This window comes from Microbacterium sp. A93 (assembly GCF_051842835.1).
Window position 1 is genome coordinate 489504 of sequence record NZ_JBPXMT010000002.1, and the last position, 22779, is coordinate 512282.

Annotated in this window: 19 protein-coding genes and 1 pseudogene; 6 read left to right on the forward strand and 14 right to left on the reverse strand. The window is 68.7% G+C overall.

The window, feature by feature from the left end; all coding sequences use genetic code 11:
* Positions 1-19: 19 nt before the first annotated feature.
* The 6 genes from ACSU1G_RS06550 to ACSU1G_RS06575 all read right to left on the reverse strand — a co-directional run bounded on the left by ACSU1G_RS06550 (position 20) and on the right by ACSU1G_RS06575 (position 8338).
* Entirely contained in the window at positions 20-826 is an 807-nt protein-coding gene (locus tag ACSU1G_RS06550) for an SDR family NAD(P)-dependent oxidoreductase (RefSeq protein ID WP_439279112.1), read from the reverse strand.
* Positions 823-2595: an FAD-dependent oxidoreductase gene (locus ACSU1G_RS06555; protein ID WP_439279113.1), complete on the reverse strand. Its 1773-nt coding sequence runs from the start codon at positions 2593-2595 to the stop codon at positions 823-825. Before ACSU1G_RS06555 ends, ACSU1G_RS06550 begins: the two co-directional genes overlap by 4 nt.
* 50 nt (positions 2596-2645) lie before the next feature.
* The gene (locus ACSU1G_RS06560) at positions 2646-4007 is read right to left on the reverse strand and encodes an MFS transporter (protein WP_439279114.1); all 1362 of its coding nucleotides are present in this window, start codon (positions 4005-4007) and stop codon (positions 2646-2648) included.
* A complete protein-coding gene (locus tag ACSU1G_RS06565) occupies positions 4004-4345 on the reverse strand; it encodes a Dabb family protein (protein WP_439279115.1) in 342 nt (113 codons plus the stop codon). The genes ACSU1G_RS06560 and ACSU1G_RS06565 overlap by 4 nt, the downstream gene beginning before the upstream one ends.
* A complete protein-coding gene (locus ACSU1G_RS06570) occupies positions 4342-6075 on the reverse strand; it encodes an FAD-dependent oxidoreductase (protein WP_439279116.1) in 1734 nt (577 codons plus the stop codon). The genes ACSU1G_RS06565 and ACSU1G_RS06570 overlap by 4 nt, the downstream gene beginning before the upstream one ends.
* Before the next feature lie 139 nt (positions 6076-6214).
* Complete coding sequence (locus ACSU1G_RS06575) at positions 6215-8338, reverse strand: cadherin-like beta sandwich domain-containing protein (protein WP_439279117.1); 2124 nt, start codon at positions 8336-8338, stop codon at positions 6215-6217.
* 111 nt (positions 8339-8449) lie between these two features.
* On the opposite strand from ACSU1G_RS06575, the gene ACSU1G_RS06580 reads away from it, so the two are divergent.
* Positions 8450-9439, forward strand: a complete 990-nt coding sequence (locus ACSU1G_RS06580; RefSeq protein WP_439279118.1) for a LacI family DNA-binding transcriptional regulator — start codon at positions 8450-8452, stop codon at positions 9437-9439.
* A gap of 107 nt (positions 9440-9546) precedes the next feature.
* Here ACSU1G_RS06580 and fdhA read toward each other — a convergent pair whose 3' ends face one another.
* From fdhA to ACSU1G_RS06600, 4 genes are all read right to left on the reverse strand, one after another.
* Complete coding sequence (fdhA, locus tag ACSU1G_RS06585) at positions 9547-10764, reverse strand: formaldehyde dehydrogenase, glutathione-independent (protein WP_439279119.1); 1218 nt, start codon at positions 10762-10764, stop codon at positions 9547-9549.
* An 89-nt stretch (positions 10765-10853) separates the two neighbouring features.
* Positions 10854-13352 carry a GcvT family protein gene (locus ACSU1G_RS06590; protein ID WP_439279120.1) on the reverse strand — a complete coding sequence of 833 codons (2499 nt, stop codon included), beginning with the start codon at positions 13350-13352 and terminating at the stop codon, positions 10854-10856.
* Between the two features lie 111 nt (positions 13353-13463).
* The gene (locus ACSU1G_RS06595) at positions 13464-14909 is read right to left on the reverse strand and encodes a flavin reductase family protein (RefSeq protein WP_439279121.1); all 1446 of its coding nucleotides are present in this window, start codon (positions 14907-14909) and stop codon (positions 13464-13466) included.
* The gene (locus ACSU1G_RS06600) at positions 14906-16195 is read right to left on the reverse strand and encodes an aromatic ring-hydroxylating oxygenase subunit alpha (RefSeq protein ID WP_439279410.1); all 1290 of its coding nucleotides are present in this window, start codon (positions 16193-16195) and stop codon (positions 14906-14908) included. Before ACSU1G_RS06600 ends, ACSU1G_RS06595 begins: the two co-directional genes overlap by 4 nt.
* 169 nt (positions 16196-16364) lie before the next feature.
* On the opposite strand from ACSU1G_RS06600, the gene ACSU1G_RS06605 reads away from it, so the two are divergent.
* Both ACSU1G_RS06605 and ACSU1G_RS06610 read left to right on the forward strand, forming a co-directional pair.
* A complete protein-coding gene (locus tag ACSU1G_RS06605; protein WP_439279122.1) occupies positions 16365-17297 on the forward strand; it encodes a LysR family transcriptional regulator in 933 nt (310 codons plus the stop codon).
* A 147-nt stretch (positions 17298-17444) separates the two neighbouring features.
* Positions 17445-18491, forward strand: coding sequence for an NAD(P)-dependent alcohol dehydrogenase (locus ACSU1G_RS06610; protein ID WP_439279123.1), 1047 nt, complete (start codon positions 17445-17447; stop codon positions 18489-18491).
* Positions 18492-18523: 32 nt separating this feature from the next.
* Here ACSU1G_RS06610 and ACSU1G_RS06615 read toward each other — a convergent pair whose 3' ends face one another.
* A complete protein-coding gene (locus ACSU1G_RS06615; protein ID WP_439279124.1) occupies positions 18524-19474 on the reverse strand; it encodes an aldo/keto reductase in 951 nt (316 codons plus the stop codon).
* Positions 19475-19508: 34 nt separating this feature from the next.
* Positions 19509-19655 (reverse strand): annotated as a pseudogene (locus tag ACSU1G_RS06620) (transcriptional regulator); the annotation flags it as partial.
* Between the two features lie 225 nt (positions 19656-19880).
* On the opposite strand from ACSU1G_RS06620, the gene ACSU1G_RS06625 reads away from it, so the two are divergent.
* Positions 19881-20456 carry a sugar O-acetyltransferase gene (locus tag ACSU1G_RS06625; protein WP_439279125.1) on the forward strand — a complete coding sequence of 192 codons (576 nt, stop codon included), beginning with the start codon at positions 19881-19883 and terminating at the stop codon, positions 20454-20456.
* A gap of 7 nt (positions 20457-20463) precedes the next feature.
* On the opposite strand, the gene ACSU1G_RS06630 is transcribed toward ACSU1G_RS06625, so the two are convergent.
* Positions 20464-21261, reverse strand: coding sequence for an IclR family transcriptional regulator (locus tag ACSU1G_RS06630; protein ID WP_439279126.1), 798 nt, complete (start codon positions 21259-21261; stop codon positions 20464-20466).
* 92 nt (positions 21262-21353) lie between these two features.
* On the opposite strand from ACSU1G_RS06630, the gene ACSU1G_RS06635 reads away from it, so the two are divergent.
* On the forward strand, positions 21354-22175 hold the full coding sequence (locus ACSU1G_RS06635; protein ID WP_439279127.1) for an SDR family oxidoreductase: 822 nt from the start codon (positions 21354-21356) through the stop codon (positions 22173-22175).
* Between the two features lie 32 nt (positions 22176-22207).
* Here the strand turns inward: ACSU1G_RS06635 and ACSU1G_RS06640 are convergent, their stop codons facing one another.
* Positions 22208-22354, reverse strand: coding sequence for a hypothetical protein (locus ACSU1G_RS06640; RefSeq protein WP_439279128.1), 147 nt, complete (start codon positions 22352-22354; stop codon positions 22208-22210).
* On the opposite strand from ACSU1G_RS06640, the gene ACSU1G_RS06645 reads away from it, so the two are divergent.
* On the forward strand, positions 22353-22763 hold the full coding sequence (locus tag ACSU1G_RS06645; protein WP_439279129.1) for a hypothetical protein: 411 nt from the start codon (positions 22353-22355) through the stop codon (positions 22761-22763). The genes ACSU1G_RS06640 and ACSU1G_RS06645 overlap by 2 nt on opposite strands.
* Positions 22764-22779 lie beyond the last annotated feature (16 nt).

Here is a 22779-nt window from a genome sequence, read left to right on the forward strand (position 1 = left end):
GGTTGGAAGAGTCGACAACCTACTGCGCCACGTACCCGCCATCCACGGACCACACGGCACCCGTCACGAACGATGCGGCGTCTGAGGCCAGGAAGCAGATGACCTCGGCGACCTCTTCGGGGGTGCCGAGACGGCCGATCGGCTGTCGGACGGTCATCTGAGACCGCACCGACTCGTCCAGGCCGGCGGTCAGCGGGGTCTCCACGTAGCCGGGAGCCACCGCGTTGACGCGGATCCCCGTCGGCGCGTAGCCCAGTCCGGCGGAGCGGACCAGGTTGGCCACCCCTGCTTTGGCTGCCGAATACGGTGCAGAGCCGGCCTGACCGACCAGCCCCAAGAGCGAGGAGAGCGCGACCACCGCCCCGCTCCGCCGGCCAGCATCAGCAGCCGCCATGTGCCGCAGCGCGTGCTTCATGGACAGCGCCACCCCGGTCAGGTCGATGTCCAGCACGGTGCGCCAGTGATCCAGGTCCAGCTCGTGCAGCGGGCCCTTCCGCTCGGCGATCCCGGCGTTGGCCACCAGCACGTCCACGTTCCCAGACCCACCGGCATCACCACCGAGCCCCGCAGCAGCATCCATCAACCCCGCCACGGAGTCCTCGTCGGTCACATCGCAGCGCACGAACAGCGCACGCCCACCCGCAGCCTCGATCTCCGCCACCACGTCAGCGGCCCGCTCATCCACGTCTCCGATCACCACGGTGGCGCCGCGGGCGGCCAGCATCCGGGCGGTCGCCGCCCCGATCCCGCCGGCCGCACCGGTGATGACAGCGGTGCGGCCGGCGAACGGCATCGGGTCGACGCCCAGAGAACCGCTCAGGCTCACGCACCGACCTCCATGGCCCGCTTGAGCGCCTCGGGCTGACCGGACTCTGCGGCCAGCTCGGCGATGTCCCGACCCATGCGATAGCCGAACACCAGGGCCGGGCCGATGTGCGAGCCGTAACCCGGGTACCCGCCACCGAACACGGAGACCGCCGCGGCACCCACGGAATACAGCCCCGGGATCCGGGAACCGTCCTCACGGATCACCGCGTGCCGCTCATCGACGTCGATCCCGGCGAAGGACCCCAAGTCCCCCATCTGCACCTTCGCGGCGTAGAACGGGCCCTGGTCGATCGTGGCCAGGTTCGGATTCGGCTTATGGTCCATGTCCCCGCGGAAGTGGTTGTAGGCGGTGGAGCCGCGGCCGAACTCCGTGTCCTCCCCGGCCACAGCGTCCCGGTTGAACCGCTCCAGGGTGGCCTCCAGTCCGGCGGCGTCCACCCCGATCTTCCCGGCCAGCTCGGCCACGGTCTCCCCCTTGACCAGGTAGTCCGCGGCGTAGAACAGCTGACGGGGAATGGGTGTGGGCTTGGCGAAGCCGATCCCATACTTGTCCATCAGCTTCTCATCACCGATGATCCACGCGTAGACCGACTCCTCATCCTTCATGTGGTCCAGCATCTGCCGGCCGAAGTCGTGGTAGCTCAGGGCCTCATTGCCGAAGCGCTTGCCGTGCTTGTCCACCGTGATCATGCCGGGCAGCCCGATCTGGCGCAGGTGCGGGAAGAGCCGCTGCTTGCGGGTGACCAGGTCCTTGAACACCGTCACCGGCGCCCAGGACCCCGGGGAGGAGACGTCGGCGTTGATCCGCCCGCCGGCGGCCATCGCCATCCGGGCCGAGGACCCGTCATGACCCTGGGTGGGCGTGAAGTGCTCCCCGCCGTTCGCATCGTGCGGGAAGTACTGCTTCCGCAGCTCCGCGTCCCCGGAGAACCCGCCGCCGGCCAGCACCACGCCCAGCCGGGCCTGCACGGTGCCGGCCCGCGGACCGGACAGGACCGCACCGGTGACGGCGCCGTCGTCGTTCTTCACCAGTTCCTGAACGGGAGTGCTCGTCCACACCCGCACCCCGGCATCCAGCGCGGAGGCCACCATGCGGGTCATCAGCGCCGAGCCGTTGGTGCGCTTGAGCGGCTGGCCGAACAGGGCGGTGTCCACCCAGGTGCGCAGCAGCTTGGACGCGGTGTAGGTGAAGGCCTTCACGGACTGATTGGCCTTGAGGATGGTCGCCATGTCCGGGCCCACCTGGGGCATGTACCCGAACACCGTGTAGGAGCTCAAGTAGGGCTGCAGCTCCTTGCGGCGGGACCCGAGCATCCGGATGTCAGCGTCGGACGGCAGGATCGCACGCCCGCCCAACCGAGCCCCGGGCAGGTCCATCTGGTAGTCGGGGGCCTTCTCCGGGTAGGAGAACACCACGGAGGTGTTGTCCTCGAAGAAGTCGATGGCTTCGGGGACGGTGTCCAGGAACCCGGCCACACCCTCCTCGTTGTAGTACTCGCCGGACAGCGCCTGCAGGTACTCCTCCGCCTCGGCCCGGGTATCCCCCGTGGCCGCGGCCCCCTTCGGATTGCCCGGCACCCAGGACCAGCCCGCGGACAGGGCCGTGGTGCCGCCGAAGTGCGGAGACTTCTCCGTCACGATCACGCTCAGCCCGTCATGGGCCGCCCGCAGGGCGGTGGCCATCCCGGCGGCGCCGGAGCCGACCACCAGCACGTCGCAGTGGTGGACGGTTTCGGTGCGGTCTGCGGCGGGGGTGTTCTCAGTCATGTGTTCTCCAGAGGTCGGGGAAGTCTTCGAGGCAGAGGGCGTCGTCATCGTCAGATCCGGCCAGTGCCGCGCAGGTAGGGCTCGCCGAGCTCGGCGATGGGGGTGTGGGCGGTCTCCCGGGCGGTGAAGCAGGCCACCGCGGCGATGAGGGCCACCACGCAGCCGAAGATCGCCACCGGGACCCAGCCGAAGGCGCCGGCACCGAGCAGCAGGCCGCCGATCATCGGGCCGAAGCCGGCCACCATCAGGCCCAGCTGGTTGCCCATGGCCATGCCGGTGTAGCGGACGGGGGCCGCGAACAGCTCTCCGAAGAAGGAGGTCCACACGCCGTTGAAGCCGGAGTACAGCACGGTCATGAACAGCACGGAGGCCGCGAACACCAGCCAGATGTTGCCGGTGCCCAGGGCCAGGAAGTACAGGAAGATCGCCACCGAGCAGCCGATCATGGCCGTCAGCATCAGCGGCTTGCGGCCGATCCGGTCCGAGAGCTTCCCGGCGAACGGCATGACGGTCATGGACAGGCCGATGGCCACCGCATTGACGGTGAGGATGTCCGTGCGCTCGAAGCCGCCGTGGTCCACGGCGTAGGACAGGCCGAACACGGTGAAGATGGTCTGCATCAGGGAGAAGGCGGACATCAGCAACACGCGGAACACGTCCCCGCCCTGGTACTTCAGCACCTCGCCGGCGGGCAGCTTCTTCTTCTCGCCCGCCTGGGCCACCTCCTCCTCGAAGACGGGGGTCTCATCCAGCTTGGTCCGCACCCAGAAGGCGATGGCCAGCACGAAGATGGAGAGCAGGAACGGGATCCGCCAGCCCCAGCTCATCAGGTCCTCCTCCGGCAGGGCCGCGATGGGGATGAACACGATCGTGGAGAGCACCATGCCGGCCGCGTAGCCCATCATCACGAAGGAGGTGAAGAAGCCGCGGCGGCCCTCCGGGGAGTGCTCGATCGTCAGCGAGGAGGCCCCCGCGGACTCGGCGCCGGCGGAGAAGCCCTGCGCCAGGCGGGCCACCACCAGCAGCACGGTGGCCCAGATGCCGATCGAGTCGAAGGTCGGCAGCAGGCCGATTGCCAGCGAGGCCAGGCCCATGATCAGCAGCGTCACCAGCAGCACGTTCTTCCGCCCCAGCCGGTCCCCGAAGTGGCCCATCACCAGGCCGCCCAGCGGACGGGCGATGTACGCCACGCCGAAGGTGGCGAAGGAGGCGATGGCCGCGATGGCCGGGTCGCCGCCCGGGAAGAACAGCTGCGGGAACACCAGCGCCGCGGCGGTGCCGTAGATGAAGAAGTCGTAGTACTCCATGGTGGAGCCCAGGAAGGAGGCCAGGGCGGCCTTCTTCGGCGTCCCTTTGGCCGTGAGTGAGTCCTCCGGGTGCTGTTGCACGGTGTGCGGGGTGGTGATGCTCATGAGGGGTCCTTGGAGGTGTGGGAAGTGGCGTGGGTGGTGGAATCAGAGGAGATCTCGAGGTCCACGTAGGCCAGGTCCTGCACGTTCGGCAGGGAGAAGGGCTTGATGGCCTCGTGGGCGGGGTGGGTGTTGTAGACGGCGAGGGCCTCGCGGTCCTCGAAGTCGGCGATGATGACGTGGTCCCAGGACTTCTCCGTCTTCAGGACATCCGGTCCGTGCTGCAGGGCCAGCAGTCCGGGGATGGTGCCCTGGAGCCCGTCCAGGCCGGTGATCCACTGGGCGCGGATGTCCTTGGTGAAGCTGTCCTTCCAGCGGAACATCACGATGTGCCGGATCATGCTGAGACCTCCTCGAGCTGTGCGGAACCGGACCAGGCAGCGCCCGATGCGCGGCCGGCGTCGTTCCCGGTGTATTCGGCGGGCTGGCCCGCCAGGCGGCGGCCGGCCAGGTAGGCCATGGTCATCAGCGGGCCGAGGGTGGCCCCGGCACCCGGGTAGCCGGCGGCGTAGGGGCTCTCGGTGGTGTTGCCCGCGGCGAACAGGCCGGCGATCGGGGCGCCGTCCACGTCCATCACCTGGCCGTTGCCGTCCGTGGCCACGCCGCCGCAGGTTCCGAAGGCGCCGTTGACCACTTCAAGGGCGTAGTACGGGCCGTACTGCAGTGGCCCGAGGGAGGGGTTGGGCCAGGCGTTGTCCGCGTCCCCCCAGTAGCGGTCGTACTCGGAGGAGCCGCGGCCGAAGTCCGGGTCCTCGCCCTGCTCGGCGTGGGCGTTGAAACGCTGAACCGTCGCCTCGAGGTTCTCGGCCGGCAGACCGAGCCTCGCGGCGAGTTCAGCCAGGGTGGGGGCCTCGATGAGCCAGTCCGGGGTGGGGTCCCCCGCGCGGTGGTCCAGGATGCCGTAGCGCTGGAGGTAGGACTGGTCGAAGACCACGTGCGCCGGGGTGTTCAGCGTCTGGTTGTTGGCCGAGTCCCAGGACTGCAGCACGCGGGCCAGGTCGTTGTAGTTCTGCGCCTCGTTGGCGAAGCGCTCGCCGTGGCGGTTGACCATGATGGAGCCGGGGCCCTGGCGCTCGAAGCGCAGCAGGGAGCCGACCGGCTCGCCGTCCCGCAGGGTGCCCGTGATGGACATGGGGGCCCACCAGGCCTCGCGGGTGCCGCGCGTCATGGCGCCGATCCGCTGGGCCATCTTCAGGGCGTCCCCCGTGTTCGAGGGCGGGGAGCACATGGTGTACAGGCGGGTGGCGAGCATGGAATCGGCGAGCTGCCGGTCCCACTCGAACCCTCCCGCGGCCAGCATCACGCCGGCGTTCGCCTGGATCTCGGTGCCGTCCGCCAGCACGACGCCGGCCACGCGCCCGCCGCTTTCGACCAACCGTTCCGCTCGGGCGTCGGTCGCGAAGTGGACGCCGTGCTCGAGGCAGGCCTTGAGCAGCATGGCGACCAGGGCGTGGCCCTTGGCCGCGTAGCCCTGGGCCTGCCGCTCGTTGAGCTCGTCCCACGGGAAGGTGGTGAAGGCACCCCAGTCCTCGTACTCCTGCATGGTGTACGGGTGGCGGCCATCCGTGCGGACGTGCTCGGCCAGCTCGCCGAGGGCCTCGCGGGCGTTGAACAGCTCGGGTTCCACCGTGCGGCCGCCCTTGACCGCGCCGGGCAGATCCTGGCGGTAGTCCGGGAAGTTGTCCAGGAAGATGAACCGTACCCCGAGCTCGTCCTCGGCGAAGCGGAGCATGGTGTCCCCGTGGTCCAGGGCGGCGTCCAGCAGCTCGGCGCGGCCGCGGCCCCGGGCCACCGCCTCCACGTACTCGCGGCCGGCGGCCTTGGAGTCGGCGATCCCGGCCTCGCGGGCGTAGTGGTTGTCCACCACCCAGAGCATGCCGCCGGAGACCGCGGAGGTACCCCCGAGCAACTCGGACTTCTCCAGCACGATGACCCGCTGCCCGGCGCGGGCGGCCGTGGCGGCGGCGGTCAGGGCGGCGACGCCGGAGCCGACCACGGCGACGTCGTAGGCGAGGCCGTCATCGGAAGCCGGGCGTCCGGCGTCGGCGGGATCTGCGTGGAGCAGGCGCATGAGTGGATCCTTCGGTCAAGAGCAAATGTCTAGACCAGGATCGTGTCAGGGGTCACACTCCGGGTGAGAGAGGGGGTTCCATTGAACCGAACCATCCGACCCGTTCAACGGGACAGGGCGCGCCCGCGCCGGGGGACTCCTAGCGCGCCGCCCGCACCGTGAAGGTGTACTCACTGGCAGTCTGTCCATCCGGTGCCACCACGCCCACCGTGATGGTGGAGCCGTCCCTGGCCGGGATCCGGACGGAGGAGGACTGTTCCACCCGGCGTCCGTTGACGGTCAGCCTGCGGACGTTGTTGGACAGTGCTGTGGGGGTGATCGTCAGGTCCCTGGCCCTCCGGGGGACCGTCACCTCATAGTCGAAGACCCACGGGTTGAACTTGTCCGTCAGCTTGTTCTCCACCCCGTTCGAGGGGGCGGCCCAGTGCAGATCCGTCCCCACGAGCTCGGCGCCGCTGAACTCCACGTTGCCCAGCACCGAGTAGCGGTGGTGGCCGCCGGGGGCGTTGTAGTCCACCGTCACCCCGGACGGGTACGCGTTCGTTGGTGCGCTCAGGTAGTCCCGCGGCTGGTCCAGGCCGGCGCCGATGGAGTTGCCCACGGCGATCCAGTTCTTGTCCCGCCACATGTCCCCCACCTTGGACATCCGGGAATTGCGCACCGGCCCCGTCGGATTGCCGCTGATGCCGCCCCGGATGGAGGGCTCGATGGCCTCATCGCCGTCGTCGATCATGTTCTGGAAGCACTCCAGGAAGTTCTCGATGCATTCCATGCCGACCGCCACGTCCTGGTGGGCGTTGGTCACTTCCACCACGTGACCCGTGGTGCTCCGCCGCCGGTAGTCGGCCAGCAGCTGCAGCTGCAGGGACAGGAACAGGTCCGCCTTGATGCCGTTGAACTGCGTGGTGTCCGCCGTGTAGGGGCGGTTGCAGCCGTAGTGGTCCGAACAGTAGACCCACCCGGTCTGGTTGATCAGGGCCGTCAGGAGGCCGTCGGTGTGGCCGGGGGCATGGAACAGACTCACCTGGACGTTGCCCAAGTCGATCTCGAAGCCGTCCCCCACGGCGACGGCGGCCTGGCCGGCTGCGCGGTGGTCCTCCCGCCGGGCGGCGCTCAGGGCTGCCTTCTCCCGCACGGTGGTGAACAGCGTGATGCCCGCCGAGGTGAAGTTGTGGATCTGCTCGGCGTGGTCTGGATGGTTGTGCCCGAGCACCAAGTCGTAGGGCCGGGAGGCGATGGTGTCGATGAAGGCCTTGAGGTCGGCCTTCTCCGCGCTGTACTCGCCCGCGTCGAAGACGATGCCCCTCCGGGAGCCCTCGATGTAGTAGAGGTTGGCCTGGTAGTACTCGGCCGGGTTGCTGATCTTCCAGATGGCAGGCTGGGCTCGGCCGGCGTCCTTGATCTTGCGGGCCACGAACTCGCCCTGCTGCGGACGGACGATGGTCCAGGAGAACTCCCGGACGGCGCTCTGCCGCATCCCCTGGCGATGGGCCATGGCCTTGAGCCGGTATTCCTTGGAGTCCGTGGTGGAGGACAGGGGGTTCACGAACTGCAGCACGCCGTTCTGACGCAGGTCGAACGTCGGGGAGTCGGTGGTCGGATCCGCCGGTTCGCTGCCGTCATCGGTGTAGGTGTAGTGGATGGAGGCGCCCTCCGTGGGCGTGGTGATGTCGATGTACCTGCGGGGGGCCGTGGTCCCGGGCTTGCACATGACCTGCGGCGGTGACACGAGGGATTCCGTCAGCTGCTCGAAGGCCTCCCGGGCCGCGCCGGCCGGGACCGGCCCGTTGGCGCTGGGGAGCAGGCCCAGGATGTCCTTCTTCGAGGCGGGGACGTGGAAGGCCCTGACCAGCATGTCCGCGGCATCCTCGCGGGTCAGCGGTTTGTTGGGGTTGAACGTCTGCCGGGCGTTGGAGATGACCCCCTCTTCAAGGGCGGTCTCGATCTGGTAGGAGTTCGGGGTCTTGCCGAGTTTGACGTCCTTGAAGGTCGGCTGGGGCAGCTTGTACGGGTCGATGTACAGGGACGAGTGCACCCAGTCGAAGTGGTTCGAGATCATGGTCACGAACTCCCCGCGCGTCAGGTGCTTCGGGCCGCCACGGGCCGCTGCCGGTGCGGCCGAGGTGGCGGAGACCCCTACCGTTGCCGCTGCCGCGACGGCGAGCACGCCGAACTGCCGGCGAGAGACCCGGGACCGCGTGAGCTCGTCTAGAGTCGGCAGCTTGGAATCATGTGTGCAGGAGCACGATTCGTCCATGGTCATCTCGCTTCTATGGGGCCCTGTCAAAGGGAATTGCAGTGATGATGAAATGAACCCTAGGGTTGCGGCCCTGTGGTGGCGAGCAGTTTCATCCAGTTTCATCAGGAGGCAGCAGTGCCCACCCCGCACCGGGTGACCATCTATGACGTGGCCCGGCTCAGCCGGGTGTCCCCGGCCACCGTCAGCCGGTCACTGAGCCAGCCGGACAAGGTCCACCCCCAGACACTGGAGCACGTCCTGGGGGTCGTCGAACGGCTCGGATACCGCCGGGGCGCCTCTGCCAGGTCCGCCGGGGCGCGGCATTCCGGAACGATTGCCATGGTGGTACCGGACATCGCCAACCCCTACTACTCGGAGGCGATCCGTGGGGCCGAGAAACGGACCCAGTCGGCGGGCGTCGGCCTGCTCCTCGTCAACACCGAAGAGGATCCGGTCAGGGAACAGGCCAACATCGAGCGCCTGATCGGACGGGTGGACGGTTTCGTGCTGACCTCGAGCCGCCTGCCGGATGAGGCGATCAGGTCGCTCTCCACCAGGACCCGGGTGGTGCTGCTCAACCGTCATATCCCGGGGATCTCCTGCGCCCTGGTGGACCAGGACCAGGGTTCACGGCACATCATCGCGCACCTGACGGCCTTGGGCCACACCCGGGTGGCCTACGCGGGCGGCCCCTCCAGCAGCTGGGCCCGCCACCAGCGGTGGGCCGCCCTGTCCGATCACGCTCAGGCCAACGGGGTGGAGATCCGCCAGCTCGGCCCCTTCCGCCCCTCCATGGAGGACGGGCCCACCGCAGCCGAGGAGGTCCTGCGCGCCGGTGCCACCGCCGTGGTCGCCCACAACGACCTCCTCGCCATCGGGATCATCCAGCACCTTCAGGGCAACGATCTCGCCGTCCCCGCAGACCTCAGCGTGGTGGGGTATGACGACATGTTCGTCTCCCGGTTCTGTACTCCCCCATTGACCACCCTCGGAGGCCAGTACGAGGCCGCCGCCCACCACGGGGTCGAGATGCTGGTCGAGGGGCGGCGGAACCAACTCATGGTCCTTCCATCCAGCCTGGCCATCCGTGACTCCACCGGACCGGCACCCGCCCCGAGGTGGTGATGCCGCCTATCCCTGCTGGCCTTCGTCACGTCGATGAGTCCCGGGGTGGGGCTGCGGCAACCGGGCACGCCAGCACTGGTGGCGCACCCGGTTGCCCTGAGCGAGGCTCAGTCCGTGAGGTACCCGTTGGGGTTGAGCACGAACTTCGTCGCCGCTCCGGCATCGAACTCGGCATAGCCGCGCGGGGCGTCCTCAAGGGAGATCGCCTTCGCATTGACAGCCTTCGCGATCGGCGCCTTGTCATGCAGGATCGCCATCATCAACTGGTGGTTGTACTTCATCACCGGGCACTGTCCCGTGGTGAAGGACAGGGACTTGGCCCACCCCGTGCCCAGCGAGAGGGACAGCGAGCCCTTCTGGGCAGCCTCATCCGCGGCCCCCGGATCACCCATGACGTACAGGCCCGGAATGCCCAGGGATCCGCCGGCGGCGGTGATGTCCATGAGGGAGTTCAGGACCGTCGCCGGAGCCTCCTGACTGGCCTCCTTGCCGTGCCCGCGGGCCTCGAAACCGACGGCGTCGATACCGCTGTCCACTGAGGGGACACCGAGGATCTGCTCGATCTGGTCCTGGAGCGGGCCTTCGCCGACGTTGACGGTCTCGCAGCCGAAGGTCCGCGCCTGCGCCAGGCGGTCCTCGTTCAGGTCGCCCACGATCACGACGGCGGCCCCGAGCAGCTGCGCGCCCATGGCCGCTGCCAGGCCGACGGGGCCCGCACCGGCGACGTAGACGGTGGAGCCGACGCCCACCCCGGCCGTGACGGCACCGTGGAAGCCGGTGGGGAAGATGTCGGAGAGCATCGTGAGGTCCATGATCTTCTCCAGCGCCTGATCCCGGTCCGGGAACTTCAGCAGGTTCCAGTCGGCGTAGGGGACGAGGACGAACTCGGCCTGTCCGCCGACCCAGCCGCCCATGTCCACGTAGCCGTAGGCGCTACCCGGACGGTCCGGGTTCACGTTCAGGCAGATGCCGGTCTTACGCTCCTTGCAATTGCGGCAACGGCCGCAGGAGATGTTGAACGGGACGGAGACGATGTCACCGACCTTGATGAACTCGACGTCGGACCCGACCTCCACCACCTCTCCGGTGATCTCGTGTCCCAGGACCAGATTCGCCGGGGCCGTGGTCCGGCCGCGCACCATGTGCTGGTCCGAGCCGCAGATGTTGGTGGCAACGGTCCTGAGAATGACCCCGTGGGGTACCTTGCGCCCCACGTTGGCGGGGTTGACCCCCGGGCCGTCCTTCAACTCGAAGGTGGGGTATTCAGTATCGATGACCTCGACGACGCCCGGTTCCTTGTAGGCGACGGCACGATTTCCTGTCATAGCGGTTCCTCACTTCTCAACGGGGTGCAGCGGTAGGTCACTAGTGGGCTGTGGGCGCGGCGGATCTCTGGTGCTGCCCTGCGGAGGGCTCATCCGCGCAGTCTCGTCATCTCCGGGTCATACAGCGGATCGTCCACCACAGTGGCCGCGATGCGGCGCCCGAGGTACTCGATCTCCACCGCGTCTCCGGTCTCCACCCGGTTCGGCAGCCACGCGTAGGCGATCGGCCGACGGACGGTGTATCCGTAAGCCGCACTGGTGACGTAGCCCGAGGCCTCGCCGCCCACGTACACCGGTTCCTTGCCGAGGACCACCGAGACCCCGTCGTCGACCGTCAAGCAGCGCAGTCGCGTGGTGGCCGCAGCGGCCCGCTCGACGAGCGCGCCCTTGCCGACGAAATCGTCCGTCTTCGAGGCTTTGACGGCGAAACCGAGTCCGGCTTGCTCCGGCTCGTGGTCGCTGGTCATGTCCGTACCGAAGGAACGGAAACCCTTCTCCAGACGCATGGAGTTGAAGGACTCGCGGCCGCCGGCGATGATCCCGTGCTCCTGGCCCGCCTCCCAGATCACATCCCACAGCCTGTGCCCGACGTCGGCGGAGGCATAGAGCTCCCAGCCGAACTCGCCCACATAGGACAGGCGCATGGCGGTCACCGGGATGCCACCGATGGAGATCTCCTTGGTGCGGAAGTACTTCAACCCGTCATTGCTCAGATCGTCGCGGCTGATCTTCTCCATGACAGCGGCGGCCAACGGGCCCCAGAGGCCGATGCAGCAGGTGCCGGCGGTGATGTCCTTGACGTGGACCCATTGGGCCGGATTCTCCTCGCTCTGGTGGCGCGCTTTGCGGGAGATGTAGGCCAGGTCCACATTGGAGTTCACACCGGCCTGGTACGACTGCTCGGACAGGCGTGCGACCGTGATGTCGCTGGTGATGCCGCCGGCCTCGTCCAGGAGAAGTGTGTAGCTGACGGCTCCGGGCGCTCGCATCATGCTCGACGTCGTCAGGCCATGCAGCAGGGGACCGGCACCGGGTCCTGTGATCTCCAGGCGTTTGAGCTGGGTCATGTCGAACATGGCCACGGCGGTCCGGGTCTTCCAGACCTCTGCAGCGGCAATCGGGGAGTGGAACTTGTCGGACCAGGAGTCGCGTTCGGGAGCAGCCCACTCGGAGGGCATCTCGTCCAGCAGGGCGGCGTTCGCCTCGAACCAGTGTGGGCGCTCCCAACCGGCAGCCTCCAGGTAGAACGCGCCAAGTGCCTTCTGCTGCTCGTGGAAGGGGCTGACACGCACGTTGCGCGGGGACAGCCGCGGCTCCAGGGGATGGCGTACGTCATAGATCTCGACAAAGTTCTGCTGCGAGGTCTCCGAGACGTACTCCGGCGTGGTCTGTACCTCCTCGAACCGGTTCAGGTCGCAGTCGGACAGGTCGAGCCGGGAGCTGCCGGTCGCGATCAGTTCGGCGACGGCCCTGGCGATGCCCGGACCATGGGTGACCCACACGGCCTCGGCCACGAAGAAGCCGTCGACATGGCGGGATTCGCCCACGAGGGAGCCACCGTCCGGCGTGAAGGAGAAGATGCCGTTGAACCCGCGTTTGATCTCGGTGTTCTCCAAGTCCGGGAGTAACTCCTGGCTGGCCTCCCACTCCGCGGCGAAGTCCTCAGGGGTGAAGGGCAGGGACGAGGGCATGCGTTCGCCCGTGATGTCCTCTGGCCGGTACGCCGGCAGGGTGTCGAGGTCGACCGGCATCGGGCGGTGCGCGTAGGAGCCGATGCCCACGGTGTCGCCCCACTCGCGGTAGTACAGGTCCCGGTCCTGGTAGCGCAGGATCGGGCGGCTCGCGCCGCTGGGCAGCTCGTTGACGCCAGCCAGGGATGGCACCGGCGTGGTCCAGGCGAACTGGTGGGCCAGCGGCAGCAGCGGGATCTCGGTGCCGACCATCTTGCCGAGGTTCGGGCCCCAGAAGCCGGCGCACGAGACGACGATGTCCGCCGGGAACCGCTCCTCGCCCGCCACCACAGCCGTGACCCGGCCTCCGGACTGCTCGATGTCGGTGACGGTGGTCCGGTCGCGGAACTCGACCCCGGCGGCCCGGGCCCGCTCCATGACCAGCTGGGTTCCCTGGGCGGCCAGCGCCAGCCCGTCGCCCGGGGTGAAGAGCCCGCCGAGCGGCATATCCGGGTTGAGCATGGGGATGAGCCGGAGGCACTCGTCAGCATCGATGATGTCCGCCTGAACCCCGTAAGAGCGGTTCCAGCCCGCGCGGCGGTGGAGGTCCTGCAGGCGCTCTTCCGTGGTCGCGATCTCGAGACCGCCCACGGGAAGGAACGAGCTGCGGCCGTCGGCGCCGATCAGGGACGTCAGCTTCTCAATCGTGTATTGCGCGAACGCCGTCATCGACTTCGAGCCGTTGGAGGAGAAGACGAGGCCCGGCGCATGCGAGGTTGAGCCGCCGGGAATCCCCAGCGGTCCCTGTTCGAGGACGAGGGTGTTCGTGTGTCCGAGCTGCGCGAGCTCGTCCGCGAGGTTCGCGCCGACGATGCCGGCCCCGATGATCACGATCCGGGGAGAGGTTGTAGGCCTCATGGATCACTCCTTACTGTGCTGACGTCTGTGGTGCTCCCGGCGACGTGCGCCGCCGGCGATGTTCCGTGGAGGGGATGTCCCGCCCGCCGATCTCCGGCGTCCGGTTCTGGTCTAGGCGTCCACGACCAGGTCCGTCTGCGCCGTCGAGCAGCACGGCAGGAACTTGCCGGCGTCGATCTCGCGGGCACGGATACCGCCCTGATGATTCATGTCCACCTCGCCGCTGATCTTGACGACCTTGCAGGAGCCGCACATGCCTTCCCGGCAGTTCGCCCCGATGCGTACGCCAGCCCCCCGGGCGGCATCCAGGACGTTCGCCTGGGGGTCGATGCGGACGTTGAGGCGGGTGCGCAGGAACGACATCGTCAGGCTTCCTTGGCCGACCACCTCGAAGGTGGACGGGTCGACCGGACCGGTCGCGCTCGATGTGGCCGGACTCGACGTGATCGGGCCCGACTCGGCCGGGTTCGATGTGGCCGGGCTCGGCTCGGCCGCTGCGTCACCGCGAATCTCGGGGTCGTTGAGTTCGGCGATCCGGTAGAGATCCAGCGCGCCGGTGGGCGGATCAACGACGTCGGCCGGGGCCTCCCGGACAGCCTCGCGGACAGCGTCCTGGGCCGCGGCGTACTCCTCGGCGAATTCGCCGGCGAGGGCCACTTCCTCCTTGTACTCCAGCGCGGTCTCGTGGGTGCCGGAGAACGACTCGATGAAGATCGAGGTGTCGTCCACGCCCACCTTCGCCAGCAGGTCGGCGGCGACGTCGATGTACCCCTCCGGACCGCAGGCGAACACCTTGCGCCCGTTGGCATCAGGGACCACGGTCTCGATCATCTCGGCGGTGAGCCGCCCGACCATGCCCTCCCAGAGGCCGGGGACACTGCGGTCCCCCAGCGAGTAGTACACGGTGATCCGCGAGTCGACCGCGGCCAGATGCTCGAGTTCGCGGGAGAACGCGAAGGTGCCGGGGGCAGCCCCGTGATACAGCATGACGACGTCGGCGTTGCCCGGGAGGGAGTGGATCGTCCGGATCATCGACATCATCGGGGTGACCCCGGAGCCGGCCGCCAGGAACAGGTATCGGGCGCGGCGGTCATAGTCGGGCAGGTGGAACGCCCCCACGGGGCCGAGTACCTCCAGCACCGCACCGGGCCGGATGTGCTCGTGGATCCACGGCGAGACCAAGCCGCCTTCCTCGCGCTTGACCGTGATGGCGAAGGTCCACGGCTCCGTCGGAGCACTCGACAGCGAATAGCTGCGGTTGACCGGCTCTGCATCCGGGCCGTTCACCGGGAAGGCGATATTGAGGTACTGCCCGGAGCGGAAGGCGAGCGGGGCGCCGTCGGTCCGGCGCATGACCAGGGTGAGCATGCCCCCGGCTTCGGGGATGGTCTGGACGCACTCGGCCAGGAACTCCTGCGGGTACCAGGGGTCGAGCGCCTTGGCCGCCGCCGCGAAGGGCAGGTCGGTGGAGGCCTGGACCACCCGGTTCCACGGCATCTCCAGGCCCCGGACGCGTCGGACCTCCGGGAGCATCGTGAGGGTGCTGCTGACGGTCATACCACGTGCTCACGCATGCGCTGGGTGTACCAGTTGATGAACGCCTCGACCTGGTACTCGCTCTTCATATACGGTCCGGGCTCGTAGGCCGGGCTGTAGGTGCCCTGTTGGCACATCTCCACGAAGTTCTTGTCCTGCAGGTTCGTCTGCTTCCACGTGTGGGTGAGCGTGTCGAGGTCGTAGTCCACCCCCTCGACGGCATCGTCGGCCACGAGCCAGGTGGTGCGCACCAGCGTCTGGTGCTCGTTGATCGGGAACGCGGCGAACGTGATCACGTGGTCGGACATCAGGTGGAACCAGGAGTTCGGCTGCAGGTGCATGGAGCAGCGGCCCAGCCGGAAGTCGCGGAGGTCCCCCAACAGCTTCTTGGACAGCCGGCGGCCGGAGGCCGAGAAGGATTCGCCCGCACCGTCGAGCGGCTCACGGGAGATGCGGATTCCGGTGAGGCGGGTGTCGAGTTCCTCGACGACCGCAAAGGGCAGCCCGTAGCGGGTGCAGCGTCCCCGCAGGGCGTCCTCAGCCTCGATGTTGCGGTTCCAGACGTCCTCCAGATGCGGCGGGACGATCTCCTCGGTGAGGCCCCACGTCGGGAAGAGCGAGCAGGCCAGCTCGGGGTGGCCGTCGCAGTGGTAGCACTCGCGGTTGTTCTCCACCACGAGCTTCCAGTTGCCCTCCTCGAGGATCTCCTGCTGGTAGGCCACCCGGGTATTGGCGATGTCATGCGGGGCCAGGTACGGCTCGAAGATCCCCGCGACCTCATCGAAATCAGCGGGCGGCTCGTCCGCCAGACAGACGAACACCAACCCGGCGACCACCCGTCCGTGCGCCTTCTTCAACGCGAAGCACGCCTTGTCGAAGGACGTCTCGCCGGGCGATGAGGCATGGATCAGGTCGCCGGCCGCCGAGTAGGTCCACGAGTGGTACCCGCACACCAGGTTGCCGGTGGTGCCCGTCTTCTCCGGGAGGACCCGGGCCCCGCGGTGACGGCACACGTTGTGCAGGACATTCACGCCTTCGTCGGTGCGGAGGACGATCAGAGAATACGGACCGTAGTCGACGGTGACGTAGTCACCCGCCTCGGGGATCTCGGCGAGGCTCGCGGCGAAGAGCCAGTGCCGGCCGAAGATTCCTCGCATGTCCGCGGCGAAGATCTCGGGATCGGTGTAGAACGGTGCCTCCAACGAGTAGCCGACGCGGCGCTCGTCGAGCAGAAGGCGCAGCTGCGCCGCCTGTTCCCCGGTGGGGGTGGAGGCGAGGCGACCGCGGTGGGTGGAGGTGGGGTTCATGGCGAGAGTCACGGTTCTGAGTCCTCGAGTCTGCGGGGGCGTGGGGGCTACGGGCCAAGAAGAGGCAGGGCAGGTTGCAGCTCTGTGATCGGCGTCACGTAGAGCGTAATGGTGCGGACGGTGCAATAAAAAGCTCGGATATCCGTCATGAACCGTGCACAATAAGTGCATGATCGATCGCCGCATCCTGACCCTCCGGACGTTCGCCTCCTGTGGCAGCATCACGGCGACCGCGGAGCTCACCGGCTTCTCCCGGTCTGCCGTCTCGGCGCAGCTGCGGGAACTCCAGCAGTCACTCGGCATCCGCCTGCTGCTGAAGGAGGGCCGCGGGCTACACCTCACGGCCTCCGGGCGCTATCTCGTCGCGCAGACGGACGGCCTGATCGAGGAGTGCGACCGCATCAAGTCCTCCATGGCGTCGGTCGCCGGGGCCGCACCCCTCGAGTTCGGCCTGGGAGGATTCTCGACTGCGGCGTCCAACCTGCTGGTCCCGCTCGCGGCGCATCTGCGTGCCTCGCGACCAGAGGTCACCGTGCGGGTGGTCGAGGCGAGCCCGACGCGGTGTCTCGACCTGCTCCTCGCCGAGCGGATCGACCTCGCCGTGGTGGTGGCCACTGAGGCCGAGGCCGGCGTCGGTGCGGATTCCCGCGTCGAGGAGACACGGCTTCTTGACGATCCGCTGGACGTCATGCTGCCGGCGGATCACCGGTTGGCCGACAGCTCATCCGTCTCGCTGCATGAGCTCATGGGGGAGGTCTGGATCACGGACGCGCCCGGCACCGCCTACCGCGCGCTCTTCTCCGCCGCGTTCACCGCCGCCGGGGTGACCCCGAACGTCCAGCACGAGGTCACCGAATGGGAGACGACGACTGCTCTCGTCGGGGCCGGGTTGGGCCTCGGCCTGGTGCCGCGCCTGGCGAGTCCGGCCGGAGCCGAGAATGTGCGGCGTGTTCCCATCTCGGGTCCAGCGCGGCCGACACGGCGGATCATCGCCGCCGTGCGCCGGGGCACAGCGACCGCACCCACCATCGCCGCCTCCCTGGACCACCTGAAAGATGCCGCCCGGCGCCTGCTCACGGAGCGCCTGACGGAGAATGTCTAACCTCGAATCCCTTCTTCCCCAGGGGCACTGCCGGGGACTCCCGCCGGTTGCGTGCCGGGTGATTGACTGTCAGGTGGGCGGTGGCCGTGACGCCGGAGAACTGCCACGGCCACCGCGTAGACCGCACACACCGCACAAAGGACTCTGATGACTGTTGTTCCCGCCTACATCGCCGCGAACGCCACCGACCCGATGACCCTCGGCACCATCGAACGGCGCCCGGTCGGCCCCCACGACGTCCGGATCGACATCCACTGGTCCGGTGTCTGTCACTCGGACATCCACACCGTCCGGGGCGAGTGGGGACCCCAGCCGTACCCGCTGACCGTCGGGCATGAGATCGCCGGGATCGTGGCGGAGGTGGGCTCCGAGGTGACCTCACATCAGGTCGGCGACCGGGCCGGCGTCGGCTGTCTGGTGAACGCCTGCGGCGACTGCACCAACTGCGCCAACGGGGACGAGCAGTACTGCCTGAACGGCTCCGTGGGCACCTACGGCGCCAGGGACCGGGACGGCACCATCACCCAGGGCGGCTACGCCACCGAGATCGTGGTCGACGCCGACTTCGTCCTGCGCATCCCCGAGTCCATCCCCTTCGAGGCCTCGGCCCCGCTGCTGTGCGCGGGGATCACCACGTACTCGCCGCTCAAGCACTGGGGCGCCGGGCCGGGAAAGCGCGTGGGGGTGGTGGGCTTCGGCGGACTCGGGCACATGGCCGTGCAGATCGCCCACGCCATGGGCGCCGAGGTCACCGTGCTCTCACAGTCATTACGCAAGCAGGAGGACGGCGAGCGCCTGGGCGCGGACCACTACTACGCCACGAGCGACCCGGAGACCTTCACCACCCTGGCCAAGAGCCTGGACCTGATCATCAACACGGTCAGCGCCCCGGTGGACGTGGACGCCTTCCTGAGCCTGCTGGCCGTCAACGGCGCCCTGGTGAATGTGGGCGCACCAGCCGAGCCGATGAGCCTGAACGTCGGCTCGCTACTGGGCGGGCGCCGCACCTACGCCGGGTCCATGATCGGCGGGATCGCCGAGACCCAGGAGATGCTCGACTTCTGCGCCGAGCACGGCATCGGCGCGGAGGTCGAGGTCATCAGCGCCGACCAGATCAATGAGGCCTGGGAGCGGGTCCTGGCCTCGGACGTGCGCTACCGCTTCGTGATCGACGCCTCCACGTTCACGGCCTGACCCTCTGGGTCCGGCAAGAGCTGGGATCCGGGCTACGGCACGTGATGTCCGGCGGCCTGGATCAGCCCGTACCACTCGGCCCGGGTCAGCCGGAGGTCCGAGCCGGCGGCCGCGTCCGTGACCCGCTGCGGGGTCGTGGTGCCGAGTACCACCTGCAGGTTCGCCGGGTGACGGGTGATCCAGGCGGTGGCGATCGCGATGGGGGTGACCCCGTACTTCTCAGCCAACCGGTCCAGCGCCGCGTTCAGCTCGGGGTGGTCCGGGGAGCCCAGGAACACCCCGGAACCGTCACCGGACTGGATCGTCGAGTAGGCCTGGAGCGTGATGCCGTGCAGGCGGCAGTAGTCCACCAGCCCGCCCCCGTCCCGCACCACGGAGTCCGGCTGACCGGCCATGTTCGAGGCGAGCCCTTGGGCCACGATCGTCGAGTGGGTGAGCGAGAGCTGGACCTGATGGGCCACCAGCGGCTGGCGCACGGAGGCCTGGAGCAACTCGATCTGCCGCGGGGTGTGGTTGGAGATGCCGAAGGCCCGGACCTTCCCGGCGGACTCCAACTCGTCGAAGGCGCGCGCCACCTCCTCCGGCTCCACCAGGGCATCGGGGCGGTGGAGCAACAGCACATCGAGGTAGTCGGTCCCCAGTGCCCGCAGTGACTCCTCCACCGAGGCCACGATGTGCTCGTAGGAGGAGTCGTAGTGCCACGTCTCCCCGTCCACGATCCCGGTCTTCGTCTGCAGGGTGATCTGCCCGCGTTCGGCACCGCTGAGCCCGAGCGCCTCGGCGAAGCGTCGCTCGCAGTGGTGATAGCCGCCGGGGTGGTTGAAGCCGTAGAGGTCGGCGTGATCGAAGAAGTTGATACCCGCCTCGCGGGCGGCGGTGTAGAGGTCGCGGATCTGCTCATCGGACTTCTCCGCGATCCGCATCATGCCGGCGATGACGGCGGGTGCAGTGGTCTCGGTGGTGCCGAACGGGACGGTTTTCATGGGTTCAGGATCGCACGGTGTAGCGCAGCCAGACCACGCTGACCCCGGCCAGGGTGGCCACCTCACTGCGACGCAGTCCGGGCACCCGGCGGTTCGTCCCCACCGGCAGGCCCGCCAGCTCCGGGGTGATCTTGGCGCGGCGGGACATCAGGAACGCGCGCACTTCCGCCTGGTTGTCCATGGCCCGAGCCTAGTCAGGCCGGTCCTGGCGGAGGAGTCCCTACCGGTACCCCCACAAGCAGGGCTACCCGGGCCGGCGCCTGACATGGTTCTCTGGAACCAGACGTCATGCCCGACGCCGGCCCCGTCCTGCCGCTTTGAGTCGAGTTCGGGTGGGTGCTGGGCACAAACACCCACCCGAACTCAACTGAAAACGAGGGACGCAGAGCCCCCGAGAGGAGCCCCCATGGACTTGGACAGCGAACTGAACGACCTGCTGGCGGCGATGGACGCCGGCGAGAGGATCACGGGCGATTCGCCCCTGCACGCGGTCATGCATGCCACCAGCCAGGAGGCGCAGCGGATCACCGGCGAGCTCAACGGCGGCTACCACGAGCCCGCGCGGGTCCGGGAGCTGCTGAGCGCGCTGACCGGCCGGGAGGTGGACGAGACGGTGACCCTGTTCCCGCCGTTGACCTCGGACTTCGGCAAGAACTTGCGGATCGGCAAGCGCGTGTTCATCAACTCCGGCTGCCGCTTCCAGGACCAGGGCGGGGTGAGCATCGGGGACGACTGCCTGATCGGGCACAACGCGGTGTTCGCCACCCTGAACCATGACATCGATCCGGCGCACCGCGCGGACATGGTCCCGGCGCCGATCCGGCTGGGATCGAACGTGTGGCTCGGCGCGAACGTCACCGTGCTGCCGGGGGTCACCATCGGGGAGAACTCCGTGGTGGGTGCCGGCTCCGTGGTCACGAAGGACGTCCCGGCGAACACCGTGGCGGTCGGCTCCCCGGCCCGCGTGGTGCGGACCCTGTGACCCGGGGTCAGCGGGGGCGAGGTTCGCTGCGGCGCTGCATGCCGCGGGCGGTGGGCTCGTAGCCGAGGCGGCGGGTGATGGCCCGGGCGGCGAACTGCAGCTGCGGGATGGTGACCGCCAGCTGTTCCTCGCCGCGGGGCACGATCACGGTGATGGCCCCCACGGCCCGCTGGTCCTCCACGAAGATCGGCACGGAGATCCCACTGGATTCCTCCACGATGATCCCCGCCATCGAGACATAGCCGTTGCGGCGGATGTCCGCGAGGATCCCCCGCAGGCGCTCCGGATCCGTGACGGTGTCCGGGGTGAGTTTCTCCAGCCGCCGGTTCAGGAAGCGCTCCTGTTCCTCCTCCGGCGCATAGGCCATGAACACCAGCCCGGCCGAACAGCCGTGGACCGGTAGCCGGCCGGCGATCCGGGTGATGTTGATGGTGGCGTCATCGGCGGCGAGCCGCTCCAGGTAGAGCACGTCCGTGCCCTCCAGGACGCCGAGGGAGACGTGGTTGCCGGTGTGGTTGAGCAGGTCCTCCATCGGCGGCAGGGCCGCTTCCCGCAGGGAGGAGGCCCGGGATCCGCGCGAGGCCATCTCCCACATCCGGTGCCCGTGGCGCAGCCGGCCCGAGTCGTCCCGGACCAGCAGCCCCTCCACCTCCAGCTCGGCCACGAGGCGGTGGACGGTGGAGACCGGCAGCCCGACCGTCCGCGCGAGCTCCCGCAGGTGCAGCGCCGGCGAGTCGTCGGTGAAGGCCGCCAGGATGCGCACCACCCGGTGGATGACGGATTCCCCGGAGGGCGAGTTGGCCACGTACGTGCCTTTCGTCGGAGAAGTGGCCTCGATTATACCGATCAACGGAACACCCTCGCGATCCCCCGGGCTCGCCTTCCTAGGGTGAGCCCATGAGTACTTCCCCCACCACCCCGGCCACGCCCGCCCTCCACGGCGCCACCCACGACGCCGGCTCCGGCCGGGCCGCCGGCAAGGTCGCCCTGATCTCCGGGGCCGCCCAGGGCATGGGCGCCTCCCACGCCAGGATGCTGGCCGCCGCCGGGGCGTCCGTCCTGATCGGCGACCTGCAGGAGGACACCGGCACCGCCCTGGCCGAGGAGATCAACGCCGCCGAAGGCCGCACGGCCGCCGCCTTCACCGCGCTGGACGTGACGAGGCTGGAGGACTGGACGGCCGCCGTCGGGCAGTGTGTCCGCCAGTTCGGAAAGCTCGACGTGCTGGTCAACAACGCGGGGATCTACACGCCCGGCACCGTGGAGGAGGCGTCCGTGGCGGACTGGGCGCGGACCCTGGACATCGACCTGACCGGCACGTTCCTGGGGATGAAGGCCGCCGTGCCGGAGCTACGGAAGCAGCCGACGTCATCGATCATCAATGTCTCCTCGATCGCCGGGCTGGTTGGCTTCAAGAACCGCGCCGCGTACTCGGCGGCGAAGTGGGGCGTGCAGGGGCTGACCAAGACCTCCGCCCTGGACTTCGGGGAGGACGGGATCCGGGTGAACTCCATCCACCCCGGCTCCGTGGAGACGCCGCTGACCGCCGGGCTGAAACGCGGCTTCGGGCAGGTGCCGGCCGGCCGCGCGGCGCAGGTGGAGGAGATCAGCATGCTGGTGCTCTACCTGGCCTCGGACGAGTCCCGCTTCGTCTGCGGCTCCTCGATCGCGATCGACGGCGGCGAGACGGCGGGCAACAACCTGCGCCAGGATGCCTGATTCCCGGAGTCGGTTGAGTGGGCGGGCAGGCCTCAGCCGTAGTGGTACCGGCAGGCGGCGATGCGCACCTCACCCTCGGCCGCCTGGTCCAAGACCTCACCGACGCCGGGTCCGCCACCACCGAGGCCGAGCGTGGACCCTTTAACCGGCCCCGCTCCACCCCCTAGACTCGCGAACATGACTTCGGAGCCAGAGCAGAACCTGCCCTGCACCCCGTCCACCCCACCTGCCGATTCCGCCCCAGGGGCCGGGCCATCCAAGCAGCCCAGACCCCTCACGGGGCCGACCCTGCCCGGCAATCCCTCCGAGGCCTGGGATCAGATCCGCCACACGGCCGAGACCACCACCCAGAAGCTCAACGAGTTCCGGCAGCACAACCAGAGCCCGGCCGACCTGCAGAAGACCGCCCGGCAGTTCGCCGAACGCGGGCGAGAGGAGACCGGCCGGGGTCTGCGCGCCTTGGCTGAGGCCGCGGGCAAGCTCGCCGACCTGGTGGACGGCACGGCCGGCACCCAAGCACAGCACGCGCAGGAGCCACCGGTCATCGAATCGAAGAAGCCCGACGCCGGCCCGGACCGTCCCGCTTGAACCGGTTCCCTTCCCT

Bases quoted from the DNA above. Each gene is read 5' to 3' on its own strand.
- fdhA (WP_439279119.1), bottom strand. From the start codon at position 10,764: ATGACAGGAAATCGTGCCGTCGCCTACAAGGAACCGGGCGTCGTCGAG.
- ACSU1G_RS06595 (WP_439279121.1), bottom strand. From the start codon at position 14,909: ATGACCGTCAGCAGCACCCTCACGATGCTCCCGGAGGTCCGACGCGTC.
- ACSU1G_RS06625 (WP_439279125.1), top strand. From the start codon at position 19,881: ATGGACTTGGACAGCGAACTGAACGACCTGCTGGCGGCGATGGACGCC.
- ACSU1G_RS06610 (WP_439279123.1), top strand. From the start codon at position 17,445: ATGACTGTTGTTCCCGCCTACATCGCCGCGAACGCCACCGACCCGATG.
- ACSU1G_RS06570 (WP_439279116.1), bottom strand. From the start codon at position 6,075: ATGCGCCTGCTCCACGCAGATCCCGCCGACGCCGGACGCCCGGCTTCC.
- ACSU1G_RS06560 (WP_439279114.1), bottom strand. From the start codon at position 4,007: ATGAGCATCACCACCCCGCACACCGTGCAACAGCACCCGGAGGACTCA.
- ACSU1G_RS06615 (WP_439279124.1), bottom strand. From the start codon at position 19,474: ATGAAAACCGTCCCGTTCGGCACCACCGAGACCACTGCACCCGCCGTC.
- ACSU1G_RS06555 (WP_439279113.1), bottom strand. From the start codon at position 2,595: ATGACTGAGAACACCCCCGCCGCAGACCGCACCGAAACCGTCCACCAC.
- ACSU1G_RS06635 (WP_439279127.1), top strand. From the start codon at position 21,354: ATGAGTACTTCCCCCACCACCCCGGCCACGCCCGCCCTCCACGGCGCC.
- ACSU1G_RS06640 (WP_439279128.1), bottom strand. From the start codon at position 22,354: ATGTTCGCGAGTCTAGGGGGTGGAGCGGGGCCGGTTAAAGGGTCCACG.
- ACSU1G_RS06575 (WP_439279117.1), bottom strand. From the start codon at position 8,338: ATGACCATGGACGAATCGTGCTCCTGCACACATGATTCCAAGCTGCCG.
- ACSU1G_RS06605 (WP_439279122.1), top strand. From the start codon at position 16,365: ATGATCGATCGCCGCATCCTGACCCTCCGGACGTTCGCCTCCTGTGGC.
- ACSU1G_RS06600 (WP_439279410.1), bottom strand. From the start codon at position 16,195: ATGAACCCCACCTCCACCCACCGCGGTCGCCTCGCCTCCACCCCCACC.
- ACSU1G_RS06565 (WP_439279115.1), bottom strand. From the start codon at position 4,345: ATGATCCGGCACATCGTGATGTTCCGCTGGAAGGACAGCTTCACCAAG.
- ACSU1G_RS06590 (WP_439279120.1), bottom strand. From the start codon at position 13,352: ATGAGGCCTACAACCTCTCCCCGGATCGTGATCATCGGGGCCGGCATC.
- ACSU1G_RS06645 (WP_439279129.1), top strand. From the start codon at position 22,353: ATGACTTCGGAGCCAGAGCAGAACCTGCCCTGCACCCCGTCCACCCCA.